Genomic DNA, 22,445 nt, shown 5'->3' on the forward strand with positions numbered 1-22,445 from the left:
CGCTTGTATCAGTCTCGATACAAAACCGACAAGCGGCCAACATCCGCCCCCTGTAGCTTCGTGCATAGCTACACTTGAAAGGGATTCCGGCCTTCGGACCGGGTACCTATCCTGCAACAATTCGCGGCCCCTCTTTCGTGGTTGGCCGCTTACCGGTAGATAATCGCCCGCATGCAGAACACTCCCGCTCCTCTGGCTGATGTCAACAAACCGCTCCCACCGAGCGATGACAAGCGCTGGAATGTCCGCGCGCTGATCGTCGATGACGATATTCCCATCCGCGAACTGCTGATCGACTACCTGGCACGCTTCAGCATCCAGGCCACCGGTGTCACCGACGGCGCCGGCATGCGCCAGGCCTTGCAGCTTGAAACCTTCGACGTGGTGGTCCTCGACCTGATGCTTCCGGGTGAAGACGGCCTGTCGCTGTGCCGCTGGCTGCGCACCGAATCGGACATCCCGATCCTGATGCTCACCGCCCGTTGCGAACCCACCGACCGGATCATCGGCCTGGAACTGGGCGCCGACGATTACATGGCCAAGCCCTTCGAGCCCCGTGAGCTGGTGGCCCGGATCCAGACCATCCTGCGCCGGGTACGTGACGACCGCACCGAACAGCGGGCCAATATCCGCTTCGACAACTGGCGCCTGAACAGTGTGCTGCGCCAGCTGATCGCCGACGACGGGCTGGTGGTGCCGCTGTCCAACGCCGAGTTCCGCCTGCTCTGGGTGTTTATCGAACGCCCGCGCCGGGTCCTCAGCCGCGAGCAGTTGCTCGATGCCGCCCGGGGTCGCTCCATCGAGGCCTTCGACCGCAGCATCGACCTGCTGGTCTCGCGTCTGCGGCAGAAACTCGGCGACGACCCGAAATCGCCGCAATTGATCAAGACCGTGCGCGGTGAAGGCTACCTGTTCGACGCAAAAGAGATCGGCTGATGCGCGCACGCCTCGACACGCTGTTCGGTCGCCTGTTCGGCGTGTCGCTGGTGGCGATCATCCTCGCCCATTTGCTGGGTTTTCTCTGGTTCCATCATTACGGTGGCGGGCCACCACCGCCGCCACCTCCCGGCATGATGGAAAATTTCGACCCCGACCATCCGCCGCCCCACCGCCGCCCGCCCCGCCCCTGGTTCGGCGGACCGCTGGTGCCGCTGACGCTGCAGATCATTTCCCTGGTGATTGTCGCCTGGTATGGCGCCAAGCTGCTATCGCGGCCGATCCAGCGCCTGAGCGACGCCGCCGAACGTCTCAGCGAAGACCTCAACAGCCCGCCGCTGGATGAGACCGGCCCGCGTGAGGCACGGCTGGCGGCCAACACCTTCAACCTGATGCAGCAGCGCATCCGCGAACAGGTGCAGCAACGCGGACGCATGCTTGGCGCGGTCTCCCACGACCTGCGCACGCCGTTGTCACGCCTCAAGCTGCGGCTCGAACAGGTCGACAACATGAAACTCCAGGGCCAGATGCGCCAGGACCTGGACGACATGATCGGCATGCTCGATGCCACCCTCAGTTACCTGCATGAGCAGCGCACCAGCGAAGCCATGCAATGGATGGACGTCCAGGCGCTGGTCGAATCCCTCTGCGAAAACGCCCAGGACCAGGGCTCGCAGGTCCAGGCCAGCGGCCACTGCGCGCCGTTGCTGGTGCAGCCCATGGCATTGCGTTCGTGCCTGAACAACCTGCTGGACAATGCCCTGCGTTATGCCGGCGACGCCCTGATCACCCTGGAAGACAGCCGTCGGCAATTGCTGATCCGGGTGATCGACCATGGTCCGGGGATTGCCGCGGAAAAACGCGAGGCGGTGTTCGAACCCTTCTATCGCCTGGAAGGTTCGCGCAACCGCAATTCCGGCGGCGTCGGCCTGGGCATGACTATCGCCCGGGAAGCGGCCCAGCGCCTGGGCGGCGAGCTGACCCTGGAGGAAACCCCGGGCGGCGGCCTGACCGCCGTGGTCCGTCTGCCCCGGGCCTGAGCCCTCTGTGTAACGACTGGTACAAAGCCCACACACCCTCGACACCTGAGCCTTGGAGTCTGCACAAGCCGATGCACTGTCATTGGCTTTGCCAACACTTAGGGAGTGTGCACTTATGAGCACGATCAGTAGCGTCAGCAACTACTCGAGCTATACCGGTTACAACACCAGCAGCACGACAGCGACACAACGCCAGCAACAGTTCCAGAAGCAACTGCTGGCCAAGCTCGACACCAATGGTGACGGCTCCATCAGCAAGGACGAACTGAACGCCGCCCTGTCGCAGAACAGCGGCAGCAAAGTGCTCAATGACCTGAGTCAGAATTTCAGCGCGCTGGACACCGACGGCAGCGGCACCATCAGTGCCACCGAACTGTCGGCGATGAAGCCCCACGCCCACGGCGGTCATGGCGGCGGCAAGCCCGATACCCAACTGGCCGATGAGCTGCTCCAGTCCCTGGACACCAATGGTGACGGTTCCATCAGCAGCAGCGAACTGGCCGCCGGGCTGACCAACGCCGGCAGCACCGCCGACAGTTCCTCGCTGTTCAGCGCTCTGGACACCGACAACAGCGGCAGCATCAGCAGCAGCGAACTGGCTTCGGCCCTGTCCGGGATCCAGCCGCCACCACCACCGCCACAAACCGTGTCCGCCACTGACCTGTTCAGTGAACTGGACACCAATGGCGACGGCAGCATCAGCCAGGCCGAGTTGACCAGCGCCTTGCAGGGCACTTCGAGCAGCAGTTCGACGGGGTCGACCACTGACACGACCAGCACCAGCAGCACAAGCAGTTCCAGCTTCAACGCCACCACGTTCCTGCTCCAGGCCCTGGCCAATGCGAGCGGCAACAGCGGTAGCGGCTCGGGTACCGGTTCGGGCACCAATAGCCAGACCGCCCAGGACAACATCAAAGAGGCGTTGAGCCGCTTGATGGTCAACCTCAAGAGCCAGACCGTGGCACAGAGCGGTAACGTCACTGCCGCTGCGGCCTGATCCATCGGCTGTAAGAACACACCTGACCTTGTAGGAGCATGGCTTGCCCGCGAAGCTTTTAGCGGTCTCAAGGGCCTCTTCGCGGGCAAGCCACGCTCCTACAGGTTCGGTGCTGCTTTCAAGATCGAACGAAGGTCAGGATTTCTCTTCACGCCGCGACTGGCTCGCGCTCCAGTCGATCAGCAAGCTGTAGGCCACCGCCAGCAAGGTCGGGCCGATAAACAGGCCGATAAAGCCGAAGGCGATCAAGCCGCCAAACACTCCCAGCAACACAATCACCAACGGCAGGTTGCCGCCACGGCTGATCAGGTACGGCTTGAGTACGTTGTCCACGCCACTGATGATGAACGTGCCCCAGATCCCGAGAAACACCGCCATCCCGTACTCGCCTTTCCAGGCCAGCCAGGCCGTGGCGGGAATCCAGACCAGCGGCGGTCCCATGGGAATCAGGCTGAGCAGGAAGGTCGCGATGCCCAGTACCAGGGCCCCGGGAATACCGGCGATCAGGAAGCCGATCAACGCCAGCAGGGCCTGGGCCGCCGCCGTGCCGATCACCCCGTTGACCACCCGCTGCACCGTGCCCGCCACCAGCTCCTGGTAGTAATCGGCACGCTCGCCGATCAGCCGCTCCAGCAAGCCGTGGATAAAGGTCGCCAGTCGCGGACCGTCGCGATAGAAAAAGAACACGAAGACAATGCTCAGGGTCAGTTCGAGGATCCCGCCGCCGATCTGCGCGCTGCGCGCCAGCAACCAGTTGCCGACCTGCCCCAGATAAGGCTTGATCGTCACCAGCAAGGCCGCGCCCTGCTGGTCGATGGTGTTCCAGAGACCCACCAGGCGTTCGCCGACGATCGGCAAGCTGCCCAGCCAGGCCGGGGCCGCGGGCAGCCCGTCGACCTGGGCATCCTTGATAAAGGTCACCGCATCGCGCACATGGTCCGCCAGGTTGAGCCCCAGCCAGACCAGGGGCACGGCCACCAGCAACATCCAACCCAACGTCAGCAGCCCGGCCGCCAGGGATTCGCGGTGACCGAGCACACGGGTCAACAGGCGCATCAGCGGCCAACTGGCAAACGCCAGCACGGCGCCCCAGAACAGCGCCGACCAGAACGGCGCCAGCACCCACAAGGTGGCACCGAACAGTACCAGGAGCAGTATCTGCACCAGCAGACGATCATTATTGGGCATGGTCTTTCCAGACAGGAGACGGCAATGAAAGCGTAGGCCAAGCCCGGGTCAGGCGTTTACCGACAGACGACCCGGGTTCAGCGGTAAACGCGCATGATCGTCTCTCGGTGGTCATTCGTACAGCGTCTAACGCAGCAATTCGATATGCAAACCACTGGAGGTGGCGCTGCCCGCCTCCAGGCGCGCGGCCCTCACGCCCTGGGCCATCAGCGCCTGGCGCCAGGCCTCGGCGGAGGCTCCAGAAAGGCTGACCCGCAAGGTAGCGTCCAGGTTCAGGCCCCGGGAAATCAGGGTGACCCAGGCATCCTGGGGGGCGCCGGCCAATTTCGGGAAGTCGAGCTTGCCGGTATCGCGCAGTTCCCGCAGCAAGGTCGCGGAGGTGGGCAGCAATTCGCCCAGCGGCGAAGCGGAGGCGAACTGCTCCACATGCAGGTAGGCCCGGCGGTTGCCGCGAGTGATGCTGTACAACGCCACCAGCGAATTGTCCGCCGGGGCCGCAAGGCGCAGCAGCAGGTAAGCCTGCTGATCGTCGGCACCGGACAACGTGGAATTACCGAACACTTCATTGGCCCACAGGCTGTTTTCCCCACAGTCGCGGGCCTGGCACCAGAACAGCAACTGCGCGCCCTCCTTCTGCAAGGCTTCGCGCGCCGCGGTGAAGGCTTCGTCGGCGCCATGCTCGGGCGGCAGCTCATAGGTCACCGAGGTCATCTGCCCACGGGCGCTGACCTGGGCATCGGTGCGCAGGCGGTTGCTGATCTTGCGGATCGCGCTCTGTGGATAAATCCGTTCCAGCTCGGCCGGCGCCCGATAGTCGACGATCTGCGCATCGGCCAGACGCGGCACCAGCGCCAGGTCATGACTGCCTGGTACATCGGCGGCGAAAAGCGGCGAACTGCAGCAGGCCATCCCAAAGGCGCAGGCCAGGGCTGTGGATAACTTCATCATCGGATAGACAGGGCCTGAACGGTAAGCGCGATAACCGGAACAGAACGTGCCGGAACAGGACGACTCAAGGTCGTGTGGAGGTCGAGGTCTGGCATGGTTGTCTCCCTTTCAACCCACCAAGCCTCGACAGTTGCAGGCGACAAGTCAAGGCGTGGAGAAAAAGCGATTGAAACAGTCTGCGACAAGGATGGCCCCGGCCTCGTCGTTCAAGTGCAGATGGTGCCCACCCGGCAGGTGCTCCAGGCTAAAGGGTAGACGATCGAGCAAGTCCTTGTGCTGGGCCAGTATGCCTTGCTCGGCCACCACCAACTGCGCCGGGCAGGCGATACGACGGATAAAGGCCATGGCCTGCTCCTCGGTCAGGCGCAACGGCGACGGCAGGGTCAGGCGGTTGTCGCTGCGCCAGGTGTAGCCGCCGGGCACCGGCATCAGTCCGCGCTGGGCCAGCAACTCAGCGGCTTCACGGCTGACCGCCACCATCCCTTTCATGCGCGCTTCGATGGCCCGGTCCAGGGTCCCATGCACCGACTTGCGCTTGTCCTGTAATTCCAACTGCGCCTGCAAGGCCATGCCCAGGCGTTCGGCGGCGTTTTCGCCACTGCTGGTAGGGGGAATCACGCCGTCGATCAGGGCCAGGCGCGTCACCCGCTCCGGCAAGGCACCGGCCAGCACGATCGAGACAATCGCGCCCAACGAATGCCCCAACAGGCTGAAGCGCTTCCAGCCCAACTGTTCGGCCACCTGCAAGACATCGTAGACGTAGTCCCACAACGCATACCCGGCGCCCACCGGTCGATGTCCGGAATGCCCGTGCCCGGCCATGTCCAGGGCGACGATACGCAGGCCGTGCAGCTTCGGCGCCAGGCGCGCGAAGCTGTTGGCGTTGTCCAGCCAACCATGCAGGGCAATCACCGGCTGCCCGTCCTCGGGACCGAACAGATGAGCCGCCAACTCGATATGCGGCAGGCTCAGGCGTACCTCTTCGACCGGATGGCTCATGCGCAACGTCCCTGCCCGTCCTGGCGTTCCCAGCGGGCGAAAATATCCTTGAGCAAACGCGCGGTGTCCTGCGGACGCTCCAGGGGAAACATGTGACCGCCGGGCATGCTCAGGGATTCGCCATGGGGCAGGCGGCCGACACTGCGGGTGTGATGGGGCATGACCACCCGGCTCTGCTGGCCACGGACCACCGCCAGCGGCACCTTCAAATGCCGGGCCAGGCCCGGGCTGGTGTGCGGCACACCACGATAGATGCTGATTTCCGTGGCCGGATCGAAGCTCAGGCGCAAGCGCCCGCCGTCCTGGCGCAGACCATGTTGCAGGTACGCGTCGAAGCACTCCGGATCAAAGCCGCGAAACAGGGTCTTGCCGGCAAAGTACTGACGCGCGGCGGCGAGGTCGGTGAACTCTTCCCGACGCCCCAGGGTGCGCCCGGCCGGCGTCAGCCGATCGATAAAACCCAGGCGCTTGGCGGCGCGGATCACCCACTGGTCGGCACGGGTCAGCACCGGTGAGTCAAGCATCACCACGCCCCTGTAGAGCTGCGGGCGACGCAGGGCCGCGTGCAGATGCAGAACGCCGCCCAGGGAATGGCCGACACCCCAGACCGGTTCGGGCTGCTGCTCCAGATGGTGGATCAGTTCGTCGACCAGATTGTGCCAGTTATCGTCCGCCGGGAAACGCGGGTCGTGGGCATGCTGTTGCAGATGCGCCACCTGATATTCCGGGGCCAGCGCGGCGAACAACTTGCCGTAGGTCCCCGAGGGAAAACCGTTGGCGTGGGCAAAGAACACGGGCTGCGACATACCGGGAGCATCTCGAAAAAAACAAGTGTTCATTGTCGGCACGCACGGGTCCCACAGCAATGACCGTAACTGCCAGGAATGATGACAGTCCGGCCATGGCTATGACCCGGCTCAGCGCGCCGGCGGTGTTTGCCCCAGCGGCACCACGGCCATGGTCAGGCGCGACACGCAGCTGGCCTTGCCCTCGTCACTGCTCAGGCGGATATCCCAGACATGGGTGGTGCGACCGATATGAATGGCCTTGGCCACGGCGGTCACCCGCCCGCTGCGCAAGCCGCGCAGGTGGTTGGCGTTGATTTCCAGGCCCACGCAATAGAATTTGCTCGCGTCGATGCACAGGTAGCTGGCCATCGAGCCGACGCTTTCGGCCAGCACCACCGAGGCGCCGCCGTGCAGCAGCCCGTAGGGTTGGTGGGTGCGATGATCGATCACCATGCTGGCGGTCAGCGATTCATCGTCAAAGGCTTCGAAGCGAATATCCAGCAGTTCGCCGATGGTGTTTTTCTGCGAGGCATTGAGTTGTTCGAGATTCGGTACGGTGCGCCACAAAGCCATGGTTGATTCCCCTACTGTGGTTGTTCGTCATGCCGGCGGCCAGCCAACCAAGCAGACGCTCGGTCGACTATTTCACGGAAGAACAGAAGCTCGCAAGCTGAAAAAGGCCCCGCGGCACGCAGGAGGCAACAGCCCACACGAGGAAATCCGGGCGGAATCTGATAGTCGCCAAGGGGCATATCGCGTCGAATTTCCGCCTTCCAGCCCTTGCAAGAGATCTCCATGGCAACGATAGGCCGTCTTCTTCGTCGCTTCATGCCCTCGGGTGACCCCCAGGTCCCCGTTCTCTCAACCCCCCACCCGAGCGAGCTGCACAGCCGCACGATCTGCGAGCTGATGCCAGACGATTTCTCGCAGATCGAACGGGACCTGACCCTGCTGGGTTTGAAGGACTCACTGGCCCAGGCTCGGGTGTTCCTCGGCAGCGCGCCATCCCTGCGCCAGTACCCGTTGGCCGACCTGCTGGAATTGATGGTGGCCGCCGCCGCGCGCTTTACCGGCATCCTCAACAGTTGGGACGGCGTTCACCTGGACGGTGGCGGCCGGGTATCCCTGCATGTGCAGAAGAAACTCTTCGACTTGCGGGTGCCGCCCTCGCTGTCACCGCAACTGACCAACGCCCTGAAGCGCTGCGCCCAGAACATTGCCACCAAGGATCATCAAGCCGTCGCGTGCCTGCCATTCCAGGACGACGAAACCCGTCGCGCGTTCAGGTACTGGAGCAAGGCTTCCATCTGCCAGGCGTTACGGACCTTGCAGGTGACCAACGTCAATATGATCGGCGTCGACCTGAGCGGTGGCGATTTACGCGGGGTGAGATTTTTCGGGCAATACCAGGAGGCCGACTTCAGGGCGGCCAACCTTAACGGCGCGTTGCTCTCGAGTGGTTTCAAAAGCAACGACTTCAGCCATTGCGACCTGAGGAATGCGGTGCTCTCAGGTCACTTTGAAGCCTGTCTGTTCAAGGGCGCCAAGGTCAACGCCGCGACCTTGAAAAACACCCGCACCGACCTGCTCGGCGCGGTGTTGAGTCACTGAACCTCAGGGGTGCCTGACGCCCAGCAGCGTCATCGCCCCGTCCAGCGGCAACTCCCCTTCCAGCTCGGCCAGGCTGGCCGTGCCCATGGGCTCCGGCTGGCGCACATGGCCGTGCTGCAACAGGCTGAGCAGATTGCCCACCAACGGCTGATGGCTGACCAGCAACAGGTTCTCGCCGGTGTCGAGCCGCTGGCTGACATCCCGCGGATTACCCTCGGGGGTCAGCCAGGGCACGGTGATGATCTCTGCATCGAAACCGAGCGCATCACGTACCAGCTGCGCGGTTTGCTGCGCCCTCAGGTAAGGACTGGCGTAGATCGCCTGCAACGGCTGGCCGATCAGGTGCGCGGCACTGCGCAGGACCTGCTCGCGGCCGTGGGCGGTCAACGCCCGTTCGGCGTCGCTGCGGGCCTGGGGTTCGGCTTCACCATGACGCAGAACCCAGACTTTCATAGCTTGGGCTCCTCATCACGGGCCGGATGCGGCGCTGGCGGCACCACATGCGGGGCTTCGCCTTCCGGAGCCCGTGGGCTCGGCCAATCGGCGAACGGCCAAGGCTTCTGTTCGGTATGGAAACTGCCGAAGCGACCGATCTGGGCCAGGAACTGGCTCAGGCTGTCGCCGAAGTTCATCAGGTTGGCGCTTGGCGCGCCGTAGAACAATCTGTAACCCAGCTGCACCAGCACCACCCCGCCGAGGATGAACTGCGCGACCTGCCAGACCAGCAGGAACACCAGCATCCAGACAATGCGCAACACAATGGATTCGTACTTGGACTCGTTCATGGCTCGCTCCCGTGGCGCTGAATATCAGTTGAAACCGCTGGTGGAAATAAAATCGACATCGGTTTTCGGCTCGCCGCGCATCAATAGCTCGATCACCTGGGTCAGGGTTCGCCCTTCAAACAGAATGGCATGCAAACCGGCCACCAGGGGCATATAGACTCCGACTTCCTGCGCCTTGACCTTCAGCACCTTGAGAGTATTGACCCCTTCGGCGACTTCACCCAGGCGGGTGACCGCCTCTTCCAGGCTCAGGCCCTGGCCGAGGGCAAAGCCGACCTGATAGTTGCGGCTCTTCGGCGAGGAACAGGTGACGATCAGGTCGCCGACCCCGGCCAGGCCGAGGAAGGTCATGGGGTTGGCGCCCTGGCTGACGGCAAAGCGGGTCATTTCCGCCAGGGCCCGGGTAATCAGCATGCTCTTGGTGTTCTCGCCCATGTCCAGCGCCACCGCCATGCCGGCAATGATCGCGTAGACGTTCTTCAACGCTCCGCCCAGCTCGACGCCGAAGCGGTCGGCGCTGGCATAGACGCGGAAGGTCCGCCCATGCAACGCGGCCTGGACACGGCTGCAAAGCTCTTCGTCCTCGCTGGCGACCACCGTGGCGGTCAAGGCGTGCTCGGCCACTTCGCGGGCCAGGTTCGGCCCGGACAACACGCCGATCCGTGCTTGCGGGGCGATATCTTCGAGGATCTCGCTCATCAGCTTGAAGGTGTGGGCCTCGATGCCTTTGGTCAAGCTCACCAGCAGCTTGCCCACCAGGCGCCCGGCATGGGGCGCCAGCACACTGCGCAAGGCGCTGGAGGGCAAGGCGACAAAAAACAGTTCACAGTCCTCGAGGGTCGCGACCAGGTCGGTGACTGGCTCGACCGCCGGATGCACCTTGATGCCCTTGAGGTAACGCGGATTCTCACGATTGACGCGAATGGACTCGGCCTGCTCGGGATCGCGCATCCATTGGCGCACCCGGTGACCGTTCTCGGCCAGCAGATTGGCGATGGCGGTGCCGAAACTTCCGCCCCCCAGAACCGCGATTGGGTACTGTTCAGTCATATGTAACCCGTCTATCCCTACCAATGGCGATGGCTGCATTATACGGAGCACGCCACCGGCAGCCAGCCCCAATACGAATCCCCTGGCCTGAGCGCTTGACCGATTCAGCCTATACAATGACGGCCATACGCCATGGCAAACCCGGCAAGCTCGGTTAACATGCACGGCTATTATTTTTTTCAAGGCTGTGCCGTGTCTTTTGGCCCTCCCACCACGCGTTCCTCCTTCGTCCTGGCCCTGATGTTCAGCGGCCCGTTGCTGGCTGACGACCTGTTTATGGAAAACCAGCCCCTGCCCGAGGTGCTGACGGCCACCCGCCTGAAACAATCGCCGGCCGCGGTACCCGGCAGCATGACGGTCATCGACAACGAACTGATCAAGGCCAGCGGCGCCCGGGATATCAGCGAGCTGCTGCGCCTGGTGCCGGGGATGATGGTCGGCTACACCAACGGCAACCAGGCCAGCATCAACTACCATGGCACCGATGCCTCCAACGCCCGGCGCATGCAGGTGCTGATCGATGGCCGCTCGGTCTATCGCGCGGGCCTGGCGACCGTGGACTGGAGCGATATCCCGGTAGCCCTCGAGGATATCGAGCGCATCGAGGTATTTCGCGGCCCGAACACCGTCAGCTATGGCGCCAATGCGCTGATGGCGGTGGTCAATATCCTCACCAAGTCACCGGGCAGCACCCATGGCTCAACCCTGAAGATCACCCGCGGCGAGCGCGGCATCAATGACTGGTACGCCAGCCAGGGCACCGGCTGGGGTACCGGCGACCTGCGCCTGTCGATGTCCGGCGAGGAGGACGAGGGGTTCCAGAGCGACCACTTGGGCAATGACTACCGCGACGGCCGGCGTGTCACCCGGGTCAGCCTCTCGGTCAGCCAGATGCTCAACGAACAACAGAGCATCGACTGGCAGTTGAACGTCAAGGACGGCACCAACCAGCGGCCCTATACCTACCAGGCGGTGTTCCCCGGGATCACCGCGGCCGGCGACAACTCCGATGTGCTGGCCAAGGACTACGCCGGTTCCCTGCGCTGGAACCTGGATATCAATCCCCAACACAGCCTGTATATCCAGGGTTCGGCCCAACATTGGGATCGCCAGCAGGTCTGGCAAGCCTGTGATGCCAAGGTGTCATTCAGCCCACAACTGACTCAGTTGTGGCAGTTGAACCCCAACTATGCCGAAAACCTGGCACGTAACATGACCCAGTACGCAGTCGGCAGGCCCCCTCCGGGTGGCGTCTCGGAACAGGCACTGGCCAATCAGGTTCTGGACCAATGGTTCAATCAGGGCGCCAGCCAGACGGTCTGCGGCAATATCGACCAGAGCACCCGCGAGACCCGCTATGACCTCGAACTGCAGGACACCCTGAGCCTCTCGGACAGCCTGCGCCTGGTCAGCGGCATGAACTATCGTTATGACAAGGCCGACTCCGAGACCTATTTCAACGGCACCATCGACGACAGTACCTGGCGCCTGTTCGGCCAGCTCGAATGGCGCGCCAGCGAGCATTGGCTGGTGCAGGGTGGTGCCATGTACGAAGACGCGCAACTGACCGGCGCCTCCCTGACCCCGCGCTTTGCAGTCAACTACCTGATCAATCCCCGGCACGGCTTGCGCGCGGTCTATTCCGAAGCGATCCGCTCGCCGGACATGTTCGAGAACAACGTCAACTGGAGCTACAAGGTCACCAACCTGAGCTCGCCGACCTACGGCCAGACCAGCGGCCAGTATTTCGTCCAGACCCGTGGCCCGGGAAACCTGGACAAGGAGCGGATGCGCTCGCGGGAACTGGGCTACAACGGTTTCTTCGCCGAGATCGGCCTGAGCCTGGACGTGAAGCTGTTCTATGACGAAATCAGCGACATGATCAGCACGCCGTTGCGCAACAACCAGTTTATCGCCAGCAACGCCAACAGCTCCCGCTTCACCGGCAGCGAAGCCCAGTTCGACTGGCGCCTGGACAATGCCGACCGCCTGCGCCTGACCTATGCCTATGTCGATGTCCAGGCCAGCAACCCGGTCGACAAGCAGTTCACCGCCCGCAACAGTGGCTCGGCCGGCTGGATGCGCGACTGGGGCGGCGGCTGGTCGAGTTCGGTCTTCTACTATGGCGACGACGCCATCAACCAGTATCGCTTCGAACGGGTCGACCTGCGCCTGGCCAAGCGGATTCCCTTTCGCCGGGCCAGCCTGGAACTGGCCGGGATGCTGCAACAACGTCTCGACGACCAGCCCATCACCTGGCCCGACAACAACTACAACCAGCGCAGTGCCCTGTACTTCAGCGCAGAACTGGAGTTCTGAACATGAGCCGCCTGGGGTCAAGGATGACATCGGCATGGAGCTGGCGCCTGAGGCGACTGGGCCTGGCCCTGCTCGTGCTGCTGGCGAGCCTCCCGGCTCGCTCGGCCGAGGTGCTGCTGACCGGCGTCGAGGACAGCCCCGGGGTCCAGGCCTTTACCGCCGCCCTGGCGCAACAGCGCCCGCACGACCAGATACGCTTCGTGCCCCTGGCGCAGATGCCCGAACCCAGCCGCCTGCCCCCGGCCACCCGCCTGATCCTGCTGGACCCACCCAGCCTGGACTGGCGGCTGAAGGATAAACAGGGGCCGGCGACCCTGGTCCTGCGTATCAGCCGCCTGCAGGCCATGCAACGCCTGGACAGCGCAGCGACCGCCAATCTCAGCCTGCTCTGGAGCGACCCGCCGCTGTCACGCCAACTGCGCCTGATCCGCGAAGTGATGCCCCAGGCACGGCGGATTGGCGTGCTCTATACCCGCGACAGCGAATTCCTGCTGGCCGAACTGAACCAGGCGGCCCGCCCCCTGGGACTGGAGATCGTCCCCCAGCGCTGGGACGACACCGGCGACAGCCGGCCCCTGCAAACCCTGCTCAAGAGCTGCGACGTGCTGCTCGGGCTGGACGACCCGACCTTGTACAACCCCAGGACCGCGAAGAACCTGCTGCTCAGCAGCTATGCCCGGCAACTGGCACTGATCGGCCCCAATGCCGGCTTCGTCAAGGCCGGCAGCCTGGCCAGCACCTTCAGCGACCAGACCGACTGGCTGGCGGTTCTCGACCAGTTGCTCGACCGCGCCCCGTCCAGTTGGCCGGGCAGCCTGTACCCGCAACGCTTCAAGGTCCTGAGCAACCCGCAAGTCGCCCGCTCCCTGGGTATCGAACCGATCGACGAAGCCTCGCTCGCCTCCCGGCTGGCCGAAGGAGAGACCCGCCCATGACCCTGCGACGGTATTGGGGCATCAGCGCCCGGACCCAGATGATCAGCCTCGGCCCCGCGCTGTTGCTGACCTTGCTGCTGATCAGTTTCTTCACCTTCGTGCGGATCCAGGACCTGCGCCAGGAACTCGACCACACCGGTCAACTGATCGCCAACCAACTGGCGCCGGCCACCGAATACGGGGTGATTTCCGGCAACAACGAAGTCCTCGAAAGCCTGATGCGGGCGACCCTGGCCACCCCCCACGTGCGTTTCCTCGAGGTTCAGGACCGCAGCAACAATATCCTGGTGTATGTCGAGCAGCCCTCCCAGGAACACTTCCGGCTGCAGTCGGTGAAATTGTTCCAGGCGCCGGTACGCCTGCAACGGATTCAGTTGGAAAATGACTTCCTGCAGGAAGGCAGCGCACCCGGCGTAACGCAGAGCGAGGACTACCTGGGGCGGGTGATTGTCGGCATGTCCAATGACGCCTTCAGCCAGCGGCAACAGGAAATACTGCTCAAGGCCGGGATCCTCGCGCTGTTCGCCCTGATCTTCACCTTTCTCCTCGCGCGGCGCCTGGCGGCCAGCCTGGCGCAGCCGATCAGCGCCATGGGCCTGGCGGTCAAGGCGATTCAACAGGGTGACTACAAGACCCAGTTGCCAGTGGTCGACGACGCCGAGCTCGGCGCCCTGGCGCGGCATATCAACAACCTCGCCGGCGCCCTCGACCAGGCCAGTCGCGAACAGCACCAGGCCATCGCCCAACTGATACAGACCCGTGAAGAGGCGGAGCGGGCGAACAATGCCAAGTCGGACTTCCTGGCCATGATGAGCCACGAACTGCGCACGCCGATGAACGGTGTACTGGGTATGCTGCAACTGCTCGAAACCACCGAAATGACCGAGGAACAGAGCGAATACGCGGCCCTGGCCTCGGAGTCCACCGAACACCTGCTCAAGGTGATCAACGACATCCTCGATTTCTCGCGGATCGAACGTTCGGCCCTGGAGCTGGAACATATTCCGTTCAACCTCGCCGAGCTGATCGGCAGTTGCGCCCAGGCCTTCCAGCACAACGCCAGCCAGCGCGGCCTGGAGCTGGACCTGCAGATCCCCACGGACATGCAGGCCTTGCAGGTCAAGGGCGACCCGACGCGGATCCGCCAGATCCTGGTCAACCTGATCGGCAATGCGCTGAAATTCACCGAACATGGCAGCGTCGGCATCGAGCCGCACTGGCAGGCGCTGGACGACGATGTGCTGTGGTTCACCTGCACGGTGCGCGACAGCGGCATCGGTATTTCCAGCGAACGCCTGGAACTGATGTTCGACGCCTTCCAGCAGGCCGACAGCTCGATCTCCCGGCGCTACGGCGGCACCGGCCTGGGCCTGCCGATTGCGCGGACCCTGGCCGAGCGCATGGGCGGCACCCTGCATGCCCGCAGCGAAGAAGGCCGGGGCTCGGTGTTCACCCTGGAAATCCCCCTGGCCCTGCACCACCCGACCCAAGCCGCCGTCCTGGCGCCCGCGCCCAGCGGCCATGGCGAAGGACGCAAGGTGCTGCTGGTGGAGGACAACCCGGTCAACCAGACGGTCATCGACGCCATGTTGCGTGGCCTGGGCTTCGATGTCAGCCTGGCCACCGACGGTGCCCAGGCCATCGACCGGGCCCGCAACGGCCTGTTCGCGGCGATCCTGATGGACTGCCGGCTACCGATCGTCGACGGCTACGAAGCCACCCGGCAAATCCGCCAGTTGCCGGAGTACGCTCAGGTACCGATCATCGCCCTGACCGCCAACGCCTTGCAGGGCGACCGCGAAAGCTGCCTGCGCGCGGGCATGAACGACTACCTGTCCAAGCCCTTCAAACGCGTGGATTTACAACAGGTTCTCCAGCAATGGCTGCCCTGAATACGATGTGCGACTGGCGTGAAAGACGAAAGTGCGGCAGTCTTAGGCACCCGAATGAGCTGGAAAACCGGCTTGAATAAAAATTTCAGTGCACAAGTGTACATTCATGTCCTTGGTGCTGTGACTTTCACCACAACGCAATAGTCTATGAGTAGGCTGTCGCTTCGAGGCATGAACGCTTCGATCGGCCGGGAAGATTTGCCCCACCTGCCGCATGGGACTATTGAGGAGCTCGCATGACCAAACAAAACGCCTTTACCCGGGAAGATCTGCTGCGCTGCAGTCGCGGCGAGCTGTTCGGCCCAGGTAACGCGCAACTGCCCGCCCCGAACATGCTGATGGTGGATCGCATCACCCATATCAGCGAAGAAGGCGGCAAGTACGGCAAAGGTGAATTGGTCGCCGAACTGGATATCAACCCGGACCTGTGGTTCTTCGCGTGCCACTTCGAAGGCGATCCGGTGATGCCAGGCTGCCTGGGCCTCGATGCCATGTGGCAATTGGTCGGCTTCTTCCTCGGCTGGCAGGGTCTGCCGGGCCGTGGCCGCGCGCTGGGCTCGGGCGAAGTGAAATTCTTCGGCCAGGTCCTGCCGACCGCCAAGAAAGTCACCTACAACATTCAGATCAAACGCGTCCTCAAAGGCAAGCTGAACCTGGCCATTGCCGACGGTTCGGTAACGGTCGACGGTCGCGAGATCTACACCGCCGAAGGCCTGCGGGTCGGCGTTTTCACCTCCACTGACAACTTCTAAGGGTTATTCGCATGCGCCGCGTCGTTATCACTGGTCTGGGCATCGTTTCGTGCCTGGGCAATGACAAAGAGACCGTCTCCGCTAACCTGCGTGCAAGCCGCCCTGGCATCCGCTTCAACCCGGAATATGCCGAAATGGGTCTGCGTAGCCAGGTTTCCGGCTCCATTGACCTCAATCTCGAGGAGCTGATCGATCGCAAGATCTATCGCTTCGTCGGCCACGCGGCGGCTTACGCCTACCTGGCCATGAAAGACGCCATCGCCGACTCCGGTCTGAGCGAAGAGCAGGTGTCCAACCCGCGTACCGGCCTGGTGGCCGGCTCGGGCGGCGCCTCGACCCTGAACCAGATGGAAGCGCTGGATATCCTGCGCGAAAAAGGCGTCAAGCGCGTCGGTCCGTACCGTGTGACCCGGACCATGGGCAGCACCGTTTCCGCCTGCCTGGCCACTCCGTTCAAGATCAAGGGCCTGAACTACTCGATCTCCTCCGCCTGCGCCACCAGCGCTCACTGCATCGGCACCGCCCTGGAGCAGATCCAGATGGGCAAGCAGGACATCGTCTTCGCCGGTGGCGGTGAAGAAGAACATTGGAGCCAGTCGTTCCTGTTCGACGCCATGGGCGCGCTGTCCACCCAGTACAACGAAACCCCGGAAAAGGCCTCCCGCGCCTACGACGCCAAGCGTGACGGTTTTGTCATCGCCGGCGGTGGCGGCATGGTGGTGGTCGAGGAGCTGGAACACGCTCTGGCCCGTGGCGCGAAGATCTACGCGGAAATCGTCGGCTACGGTGCAACTTCCGACGGCTACGACATGGTCGCGCCAAGCGGCGAAGGCGCGGTCCGTTGCATGCAGATGGCCATGGCCACTGTCGACGGTCCGATCGACTACCTGAACACCCACGGCACCTCGACTCCGGTTGGCGATGTCGCGGAAATGAAAGGTGTACGTGAAGTCTTCGGCGACAAGGCCCCGGTCATCAGTTCGACCAAGAGCCTGTCCGGTCACTCCCTGGGCGCCGCCGGCGTTCACGAAGCGATCTACTGCCTGCTGATGATGGAAGGCAAGTTCATTGCCGGCTCCGCCAACATCGAAGAGCTGGACCCGGAAGTCGCTGACATGCCGGTACTGACCAAGACCCGCGAAAACGTTGAATTGAACAACGTGATGAGCAACAGCTTCGGCTTCGGCGGCACCAACGCCACCCTGGTCCTGAAGCGCTGGCAGGGCAAGTAAGCCCGGCTTGATCGCGAGATAAAAAAGCCCCGACCGGTTCGGGGCTTTTTTTTACCTGCTGTAAGGGAACACGGTTCTGTGGCGAGCGGTTTTGCGCAAGTTCTGCAGCAGATCCCGCCAGATACTTGCAAACAATGCCGTTGCTCTATACTCACTGTGAGCAAATCTCCTGAAAAGGAGCCAACATGAAACGTCTTCTCCGCTCCCTCGCCTTCCTTGTCATCTGCGCTGTAAGTGGCCTGCCTTCCCTTGCAAATGCCCAAGTGGGTATTCATATCAATTTGGGGGCACCTCCCCCACCGAGTTATGTTGTTCCGCCACCGCGCCCCGGGTATATCTGGGCACCCGGGTACTGGAATCTGGTAGGCGGTCACCGTGTATGGGTAAACGGTTTCTGGGTACCCGCCCGACCTGGGTACACCTACACCCCTGCGCGTTGGGTGCACGGGCCCCACGGTTGGCATTTTCAAAAACCAGGGTGGAGCCACCATCGGCCACCCCAACACCATAAGCCGCCTCATAAGCCACCCCATCACAAGCCGCCTCATAAACCCCCTCATAAGCCTCCAGCAGGCGATGGCGGGCATGGTGGAAGACCTCGTCCTTGATCAGGTCGATGCCCACAACGTGAAAGGCCGCGGGCGTGAGCGGGAAAAAAGCTGAACATCACTCAGGCGTAGTGATCTATAAAGTTCAGGGTCTTTTCCCGCCACTGTCCACGAGGTTTGTCATGACCATCACCATCAATACCGAATCCAGCGAAGGTTTTCGTCACAGCGTGCAGATCGATGACCACCAGTTGTTTGCCGATGTGCCCAAGAGCGCGGGGGGCGAAGGCTCCGCACCGGAACCCCACGACTACTTCGACGCCGCCCTGGGGACCTGCAAGGCCCTGACCCTCAAGCTCTATGCCCAGAAGAAAGGCATCCCGCTGACCGGGGTCACCGTCGAGGTCAAGCGCGACAACAGCCAGGAACAGAAAGGCAAGTACGGCCTGCTGGTCAAACTGACCCTCAAGGGCGTGCTCAGCGATGCCCAGCGCGAAGAGCTGCACAAAGTCGCGGATCGCTGCCCGATCCACAAGTTGATGACCACCACCGAAGTCAGCATCGAAACCCTGTTGTCCGAAGGTGCGTTCAGCCAGTAAGGGCAGCGGCGAAAAAGCGGGTTATGCTCTGCGCATCGCCCGCTGAGCCAGGAAGCCCTGCCATGAACACACCACTGGTGATCCGTCCTCGCGCCGAGGAGGTCGAAGGCCAACCGATCCTGCGGCCCCTGCCCTCGGCCCAGTGCCGCAGCGTCGGACCCTTCGTGTTTTTCGACCATATGCTGGAAACCCGCTATCCACCGGGGCACGGGATGAATGTGCGGCAGCACCCGCATATCGGCCTGTCGACCCTGACCTACCTGTTCGACGGCGAGATTGTGCACAAGGACAGTCTCGGCTCCGAGCAGCACGTCAAGCCTGGCGATGTCAGCTGGATGACCGCCGGCAGCGCCATCGCCCATGTCGAACGGACCCCGGCCGACCTGGTCGCCAGTGGTTCCAGCCTGCATGGCTTGCAGATCTGGCTGGCGTCACCCAAGGCGCTGGAACAGGGGCCAGGGCATTACAGCCATCACCCGGCGGCCAGCCTGCCCGTCAGTGACAATCTGGGGGTGCGCATCCGCCTGGTGGCCGGTAGCGGCTTTTGCCTGACCTCACCGGTGCCGGTGCTGTCGCCGACGCTGTATGCCGATATCCACATGGAAAGCGGGACCACCCTGCTGATTGCGGATGAGTATGAGGAGCGTGCGGTCTATGTGCTGGCAGGCGAGGCACAGCTGGAGGGTGAAGCGCTGGAGCCGCGCAGCCTGGTGGTGCTGCCGACCGGGGAAAGCCTCACGCTGTTCGCCGAGGGTGAATGTCATCTGGTGGTGATCGGCGGGGCGCCGCTGGATGGGCCACGACGGATGAACTGGAACTTCGTGGCCAGTGATCCGGTGTTGATCGATCAGGCACGGGCACGCTGGGCGGCCAGGGATTGGCCGACGGTGCCGGGGGAAAGCGAGCGGATCGAGTTGCCGCGCAAGCCCGCGGCGGAAAAAATCTGAATCAGAGAAACCTTACGAGTCGGGTTTATCAGCGAAGTCTGCGGCGTGCTTGAGGACGCTTTCGCGGGCAAGCCCTGCTCCTACAGTTTTTTGTCGTTCACAAGATTTGTGCACGACACCACCCTGTAGGAGCAGGGCTTGCCCGCGAAGAGGCCCTCAAGACCGCCAGAACGCTTAACCCTTGAACACTTCTTCCAGCAGATTGTGCATCGACACAAACGCACGGCCGGCCGTCTTCGCGTCATACATCATCATGCCCGGCACATTGGCATGCGGGTCGGTGAAGGAATGCACCGCGCCGCCGTAGCTCAACAGCTGCCAATCGATACCCGCGGCATTCATTTCCTCTTCGAATGCCGGCAGTTGCTCTTTCGGCACCAACGGGTCGGAGGCGCCATGCAGCACCAGCACCGAGCCCTTGATGTTCTGTGCATCCGCCGGATTCGGCGTATCCAGCGTGCCGTGGAACGACACCGTCGCTTTCAACGGCGCGCCGGTGCGAGCCAGTTCCAGCGAGCAGCAACCGCCGAAGCAGAAACCGAAGGTCGCCAGCTGCGCCGGATCCACCACGGCCAGCCCCTGGCTTTGCAGCGCTTCAAACGCCGCCTGCATGCGCTTGCGCAACAAGGCACGGTCATTTTTCAACGGCATCATCGCCGCGCCAGCCTCATCGCCATTGCTCGGACGAACCGATTGACCGTACAGGTCGGCGATCAACACCACATACCCCTTGGCCGCGACCGCCTGGGCGATCGTCTCGGCACCGGCGCTGACGCCCATCCAGTTCGGCGCCATCAGCAGGCCCGGACGTGGCCCCTTGTGGCCGGCATCAAAGGCCAGACGGCTCTCATAGGATTGGCCATCGATCTGATAGACCACCGAACTCACAGTAACTTGGCTCATTTCGGACTCCGATAAAAACATCCAAGGATAAAAAAACCCGCCGAAGCGGGTTTTCGTACAACCAGTTTAAACCGACAACTCAACCAACAGCTTGTTCAGGCGGCGCACATAAGCCGCCGGATCCTTCAGGCTGTCACCGGCCGCCAGGGCTGCCTGGTCGAGGAGGATGTGCGACAGGTCGCCAAAGCGGTCTTCGTCCGGCTCGCCATCGAGCTTCTCGATCAGCGGGTGCGTCGGGTTGAATTCGAAGATCGGCTTGGAGTCCGGCACCTTCTGCCCGCTCGCTTCGAGGATCTGGCGCATCTGCAAGCCCAGGTCCTGCTCACCGATGGCCAGGATTGCCGGGGAGTCGGTCAGGCGGTGGGAAACCCGCACTTCGCTGACAGCGTCGCCCAGGGCGGTCTTGATGCGCTCAACCAGGCCCTCTTTGGTCTTGGCGACTTCCTCGGCAGCCTTCTTGTCCTCTTCCGAGTCCAGGTTGCCCAGGTCCAGGTCACCGCGGGCCACGTCGACAAAGCTCTTGCCGTCGAACTCGTTGAGGTAGCTCATCAGCCACTCGTCGATACGGTCGGTCAGCAGCAGCACTTCGATGCCTTTCTTGCGGAAGACTTCCAGGTGCGGGCTGTTCTTGACCTGGGCGTAGGTTTCGCCGGTCAGGAAGTAGATCTTGTCCTGGCCTTCCTTGGCGCGGGCCAGGTACTCGGCCAGGGACACCACTTGCTCGCCGTCGTCACCTTGGGTGGAGGCGAAGCGCAGCAGGCCGGCAATTTTTTCCTTGTTGGCGAAATCTTCAGCCGGGCCTTCTTTCATGACCTGGCCGAAGTTTTTCCAGAAGCCCTTGTATTGCTCGGGCTCGTTCTTCGCCAGTTTTTCCAGCATGTCGAGGACACGCTTGGTCAGCGCCGACTTCATCGAGTCGATGATCGGGTCTTTCTGCAGGATTTCCCGTGACACGTTCAGGGACAGGTCGTTGGAGTCGACCACACCCTTGATGAAGCGCAGGTACAGCGGCAGGAAGGACTCGGCCTGGTCCATGACGAACACGCGCTGCACGTAGAGCTTGAGGCCTTTCGGCGCTTCACGCTGGTACAGGTCGAACGGGGCACGGGCCGGTACGTAGAGCAACGAGCTGTATTCCAGCTTGCCTTCGACCTTGTTGTGGCTCCAGCTCAGCGGGTTCTCGAAGTCATGGGCGATGTGCTTGTAGAACTCCTGGTATTCCGTATCCGTCACTTCAGTGCGCGGACGGGTCCACAGGGCACTGGCGCGGTTGACGGTTTCCCATTCCGGGGCAGGTTTCTCTTCGCCTTCGACAGCGGCCACTTCTTTCGGCAGCTCGATCGGCAAAGCGATATGGTCGGAGTACTTCTTGATGATATTGCGCAGACGCCAGCCATCGGCGAACTCGTTCTCACCGGACTTCAGGTGCAGGACGATGCGGGTACCACGGTCGGCTTTCTCGACGGTGGCGACTTCGAACTCGCCCTCGCCCTTGGACGACCAGTGCACGCCTTCGCTGGCGGAAAGGCCGGCGCGACGGCTGAACACTTCAACCTGGTCGGCGACGATAAAGGCCGAGTAGAAGCCCACGCCGAACTGACCGATCAGGTGCGAGTCCTTCTTCTGGTCGCCCGAGAGGTTCTTCATGAAATCGGCGGTGCCGGATTTGGCGATGGTCCCCAGGTGGGTGATCACATCGTCGCGGCTCATGCCGATACCGTTGTCTTCGAGGGTGACGGTGTTGGCGTCCTTGTCGAAGCTCACACGGATTTTCAGTTCCGCGCCACCTTCCAGCAACTCAGGCTTGGACAGGGCTTCGAAACGTAATTTGTCGACAGCGTCGGAGGCGTTGGAGATCAATTCGCGAAGGAAAATTTCCTTGTTGGAATACAGCGAATGGATCATGAGGTGCAGCAGTTGCTTCACCTCGGTCTGGAAGCCCAGGGTTTCCTTTTGAGTTTCCACACTCATGGTCA

The 22,445-nt window shown here is 62.7% G+C and carries 22 protein-coding genes; 12 read left to right on the forward strand and 10 right to left on the reverse strand.

Going from position 1 to position 22,445, the window contains the following annotated elements; genetic code table 11:
* Positions 1–171 precede the first annotated feature (171 nt).
* The 3 genes from M5B42_RS27270 to M5B42_RS27280 all read left to right on the forward strand — a co-directional run bounded on the left by M5B42_RS27270 (position 172) and on the right by M5B42_RS27280 (position 2,973).
* Positions 172–936 (forward strand): response regulator, encoded by a 765-nt coding sequence (locus tag M5B42_RS27270; protein ID WP_248747554.1) that lies wholly within the window; start codon positions 172–174, stop codon positions 934–936.
* A complete protein-coding gene (locus M5B42_RS27275; RefSeq protein ID WP_103498614.1) occupies positions 936–1,976 on the forward strand; it encodes an ATP-binding protein in 1,041 nt (346 codons plus the stop codon). Before M5B42_RS27270 ends, M5B42_RS27275 begins: the two co-directional genes overlap by 1 nt.
* 115 nt (positions 1,977–2,091) lie before the next feature.
* Positions 2,092–2,973 carry an EF-hand domain-containing protein gene (locus tag M5B42_RS27280; protein ID WP_248747555.1) on the forward strand — a complete coding sequence of 294 codons (882 nt, stop codon included), beginning with the start codon at positions 2,092–2,094 and terminating at the stop codon, positions 2,971–2,973.
* A 135-nt stretch (positions 2,974–3,108) separates the two neighbouring features.
* Here the strand turns inward: M5B42_RS27280 and M5B42_RS27285 are convergent, their stop codons facing one another.
* From M5B42_RS27285 to M5B42_RS27305, 5 genes are all read right to left on the reverse strand, one after another.
* Positions 3,109–4,161 (reverse strand): AI-2E family transporter, encoded by a 1,053-nt coding sequence (locus M5B42_RS27285; protein WP_103498780.1) that lies wholly within the window; start codon positions 4,159–4,161, stop codon positions 3,109–3,111.
* Positions 4,162–4,287: 126 nt separating this feature from the next.
* On the reverse strand, positions 4,288–5,106 hold the full coding sequence (locus M5B42_RS27290; RefSeq protein ID WP_248747581.1) for a DUF4892 domain-containing protein: 819 nt from the start codon (positions 5,104–5,106) through the stop codon (positions 4,288–4,290).
* Positions 5,107–5,253: 147 nt separating this feature from the next.
* Entirely contained in the window at positions 5,254–6,108 is an 855-nt protein-coding gene (locus tag M5B42_RS27295) for an alpha/beta hydrolase (protein WP_152737174.1), read from the reverse strand.
* Positions 6,105–6,914 (reverse strand): alpha/beta hydrolase, encoded by an 810-nt coding sequence (locus tag M5B42_RS27300; protein WP_177100372.1) that lies wholly within the window; start codon positions 6,912–6,914, stop codon positions 6,105–6,107. The genes M5B42_RS27295 and M5B42_RS27300 overlap by 4 nt, the downstream gene beginning before the upstream one ends.
* A 111-nt stretch (positions 6,915–7,025) precedes the next feature.
* Complete coding sequence (locus M5B42_RS27305; RefSeq protein WP_103498777.1) at positions 7,026–7,469, reverse strand: hotdog fold thioesterase; 444 nt, start codon at positions 7,467–7,469, stop codon at positions 7,026–7,028.
* Positions 7,470–7,691: 222 nt separating this feature from the next.
* Between M5B42_RS27305 and M5B42_RS27310 the strand changes: the two genes are divergently transcribed.
* A complete protein-coding gene (locus M5B42_RS27310; RefSeq protein WP_248747556.1) occupies positions 7,692–8,507 on the forward strand; it encodes a pentapeptide repeat-containing protein in 816 nt (271 codons plus the stop codon).
* Positions 8,508–8,510: 3 nt separating this feature from the next.
* Here the strand turns inward: M5B42_RS27310 and sixA are convergent, their stop codons facing one another.
* The 3 genes from sixA to M5B42_RS27325 are packed head-to-tail and all read right to left on the reverse strand — an operon-like array spanning position 8,511 to position 10,342.
* A complete protein-coding gene (sixA, locus tag M5B42_RS27315) occupies positions 8,511–8,960 on the reverse strand; it encodes a phosphohistidine phosphatase SixA (protein WP_177100376.1) in 450 nt (149 codons plus the stop codon).
* Positions 8,957–9,292 (reverse strand): DUF4389 domain-containing protein, encoded by a 336-nt coding sequence (locus M5B42_RS27320; protein WP_248747557.1) that lies wholly within the window; start codon positions 9,290–9,292, stop codon positions 8,957–8,959. Before M5B42_RS27320 ends, sixA begins: the two co-directional genes overlap by 4 nt.
* Before the next feature lie 24 nt (positions 9,293–9,316).
* Positions 9,317–10,342: an NAD(P)H-dependent glycerol-3-phosphate dehydrogenase gene (locus M5B42_RS27325; RefSeq protein WP_177100378.1), complete on the reverse strand. Its 1,026-nt coding sequence runs from the start codon at positions 10,340–10,342 to the stop codon at positions 9,317–9,319.
* 240 nt (positions 10,343–10,582) lie between these two features.
* On the opposite strand from M5B42_RS27325, the gene M5B42_RS27330 reads away from it, so the two are divergent.
* The 8 genes from M5B42_RS27330 to M5B42_RS27365 all read left to right on the forward strand — a co-directional run bounded on the left by M5B42_RS27330 (position 10,583) and on the right by M5B42_RS27365 (position 19,566).
* The gene (locus M5B42_RS27330) at positions 10,583–12,661 is read left to right on the forward strand and encodes a TonB-dependent receptor (RefSeq protein ID WP_248747582.1); all 2,079 of its coding nucleotides are present in this window, start codon (positions 10,583–10,585) and stop codon (positions 12,659–12,661) included.
* Positions 12,662–12,684: 23 nt separating this feature from the next.
* Positions 12,685–13,596, forward strand: a complete 912-nt coding sequence (locus M5B42_RS27335; RefSeq protein ID WP_248747558.1) for an ABC transporter substrate-binding protein — start codon at positions 12,685–12,687, stop codon at positions 13,594–13,596.
* Complete coding sequence (locus M5B42_RS27340; RefSeq protein WP_248747559.1) at positions 13,593–15,488, forward strand: ATP-binding protein; 1,896 nt, start codon at positions 13,593–13,595, stop codon at positions 15,486–15,488. The genes M5B42_RS27335 and M5B42_RS27340 overlap by 4 nt, the downstream gene beginning before the upstream one ends.
* A gap of 236 nt (positions 15,489–15,724) precedes the next feature.
* Positions 15,725–16,240 (forward strand): 3-hydroxyacyl-[acyl-carrier-protein] dehydratase FabA, encoded by a 516-nt coding sequence (gene fabA, locus M5B42_RS27345; RefSeq protein WP_027898655.1) that lies wholly within the window; start codon positions 15,725–15,727, stop codon positions 16,238–16,240.
* Between the two features lie 11 nt (positions 16,241–16,251).
* A complete protein-coding gene (gene fabB, locus M5B42_RS27350; protein ID WP_152737178.1) occupies positions 16,252–17,472 on the forward strand; it encodes a beta-ketoacyl-ACP synthase I in 1,221 nt (406 codons plus the stop codon).
* Positions 17,473–17,657: 185 nt separating this feature from the next.
* The gene (locus M5B42_RS27355; protein WP_248747560.1) at positions 17,658–18,080 is read left to right on the forward strand and encodes a hypothetical protein; all 423 of its coding nucleotides are present in this window, start codon (positions 17,658–17,660) and stop codon (positions 18,078–18,080) included.
* 122 nt (positions 18,081–18,202) lie between these two features.
* Positions 18,203–18,619 carry an OsmC family protein gene (locus tag M5B42_RS27360; protein ID WP_248747561.1) on the forward strand — a complete coding sequence of 139 codons (417 nt, stop codon included), beginning with the start codon at positions 18,203–18,205 and terminating at the stop codon, positions 18,617–18,619.
* A gap of 62 nt (positions 18,620–18,681) precedes the next feature.
* Complete coding sequence (locus tag M5B42_RS27365) at positions 18,682–19,566, forward strand: pirin family protein (RefSeq protein WP_248747562.1); 885 nt, start codon at positions 18,682–18,684, stop codon at positions 19,564–19,566.
* A gap of 174 nt (positions 19,567–19,740) precedes the next feature.
* Here M5B42_RS27365 and M5B42_RS27370 read toward each other — a convergent pair whose 3' ends face one another.
* Complete coding sequence (locus M5B42_RS27370; protein WP_152737181.1) at positions 19,741–20,469, reverse strand: dienelactone hydrolase family protein; 729 nt, start codon at positions 20,467–20,469, stop codon at positions 19,741–19,743.
* Positions 20,470–20,535: 66 nt separating this feature from the next.
* Positions 20,536–22,440 carry a molecular chaperone HtpG gene (gene htpG, locus M5B42_RS27375; RefSeq protein WP_248747563.1) on the reverse strand — a complete coding sequence of 635 codons (1,905 nt, stop codon included), beginning with the start codon at positions 22,438–22,440 and terminating at the stop codon, positions 20,536–20,538.
* Positions 22,441–22,445 lie beyond the last annotated feature (5 nt).

The sequence above is a fragment of the Pseudomonas sp. MWU12-2037 genome, assembly GCF_023242345.1.
In the GTDB taxonomy this organism is placed as follows: domain Bacteria; phylum Pseudomonadota; class Gammaproteobacteria; order Pseudomonadales; family Pseudomonadaceae; genus Aquipseudomonas; species Aquipseudomonas gingeri_D.

Excerpts from the sequence above, each read along its gene's own strand:
- M5B42_RS27295 (WP_152737174.1), bottom strand. The coding sequence starts at position 6,108 with ATGAGCCATCCGGTCGAAGAGGTACGCCTGAGCCTGCCGCATATCGAG.
- M5B42_RS27325 (WP_177100378.1), bottom strand. The coding sequence starts at position 10,342 with ATGACTGAACAGTACCCAATCGCGGTTCTGGGGGGCGGAAGTTTCGGC.
- M5B42_RS27330 (WP_248747582.1), top strand. The coding sequence starts at position 10,583 with ATGTTCAGCGGCCCGTTGCTGGCTGACGACCTGTTTATGGAAAACCAG.
- M5B42_RS27270 (WP_248747554.1), top strand. The coding sequence starts at position 172 with ATGCAGAACACTCCCGCTCCTCTGGCTGATGTCAACAAACCGCTCCCA.
- M5B42_RS27335 (WP_248747558.1), top strand. The coding sequence starts at position 12,685 with ATGACATCGGCATGGAGCTGGCGCCTGAGGCGACTGGGCCTGGCCCTG.
- M5B42_RS27340 (WP_248747559.1), top strand. The coding sequence starts at position 13,593 with ATGACCCTGCGACGGTATTGGGGCATCAGCGCCCGGACCCAGATGATC.
- M5B42_RS27360 (WP_248747561.1), top strand. The coding sequence starts at position 18,203 with ATGACCATCACCATCAATACCGAATCCAGCGAAGGTTTTCGTCACAGC.
- M5B42_RS27310 (WP_248747556.1), top strand. The coding sequence starts at position 7,692 with ATGGCAACGATAGGCCGTCTTCTTCGTCGCTTCATGCCCTCGGGTGAC.
- M5B42_RS27320 (WP_248747557.1), bottom strand. The coding sequence starts at position 9,292 with ATGAACGAGTCCAAGTACGAATCCATTGTGTTGCGCATTGTCTGGATG.
- M5B42_RS27285 (WP_103498780.1), bottom strand. The coding sequence starts at position 4,161 with ATGCCCAATAATGATCGTCTGCTGGTGCAGATACTGCTCCTGGTACTG.
- M5B42_RS27305 (WP_103498777.1), bottom strand. The coding sequence starts at position 7,469 with ATGGCTTTGTGGCGCACCGTACCGAATCTCGAACAACTCAATGCCTCG.
- M5B42_RS27280 (WP_248747555.1), top strand. The coding sequence starts at position 2,092 with ATGAGCACGATCAGTAGCGTCAGCAACTACTCGAGCTATACCGGTTAC.
- M5B42_RS27355 (WP_248747560.1), top strand. The coding sequence starts at position 17,658 with ATGAAACGTCTTCTCCGCTCCCTCGCCTTCCTTGTCATCTGCGCTGTA.
- htpG (WP_248747563.1), bottom strand. The coding sequence starts at position 22,440 with ATGAGTGTGGAAACTCAAAAGGAAACCCTGGGCTTCCAGACCGAGGTG.
- M5B42_RS27365 (WP_248747562.1), top strand. The coding sequence starts at position 18,682 with ATGAACACACCACTGGTGATCCGTCCTCGCGCCGAGGAGGTCGAAGGC.
- M5B42_RS27370 (WP_152737181.1), bottom strand. The coding sequence starts at position 20,469 with ATGAGCCAAGTTACTGTGAGTTCGGTGGTCTATCAGATCGATGGCCAA.
- M5B42_RS27290 (WP_248747581.1), bottom strand. The coding sequence starts at position 5,106 with ATGAAGTTATCCACAGCCCTGGCCTGCGCCTTTGGGATGGCCTGCTGC.
- sixA (WP_177100376.1), bottom strand. The coding sequence starts at position 8,960 with ATGAAAGTCTGGGTTCTGCGTCATGGTGAAGCCGAACCCCAGGCCCGC.
- fabB (WP_152737178.1), top strand. The coding sequence starts at position 16,252 with ATGCGCCGCGTCGTTATCACTGGTCTGGGCATCGTTTCGTGCCTGGGC.
- M5B42_RS27300 (WP_177100372.1), bottom strand. The coding sequence starts at position 6,914 with ATGTCGCAGCCCGTGTTCTTTGCCCACGCCAACGGTTTTCCCTCGGGG.
- fabA (WP_027898655.1), top strand. The coding sequence starts at position 15,725 with ATGACCAAACAAAACGCCTTTACCCGGGAAGATCTGCTGCGCTGCAGT.
- M5B42_RS27275 (WP_103498614.1), top strand. The coding sequence starts at position 936 with ATGCGCGCACGCCTCGACACGCTGTTCGGTCGCCTGTTCGGCGTGTCG.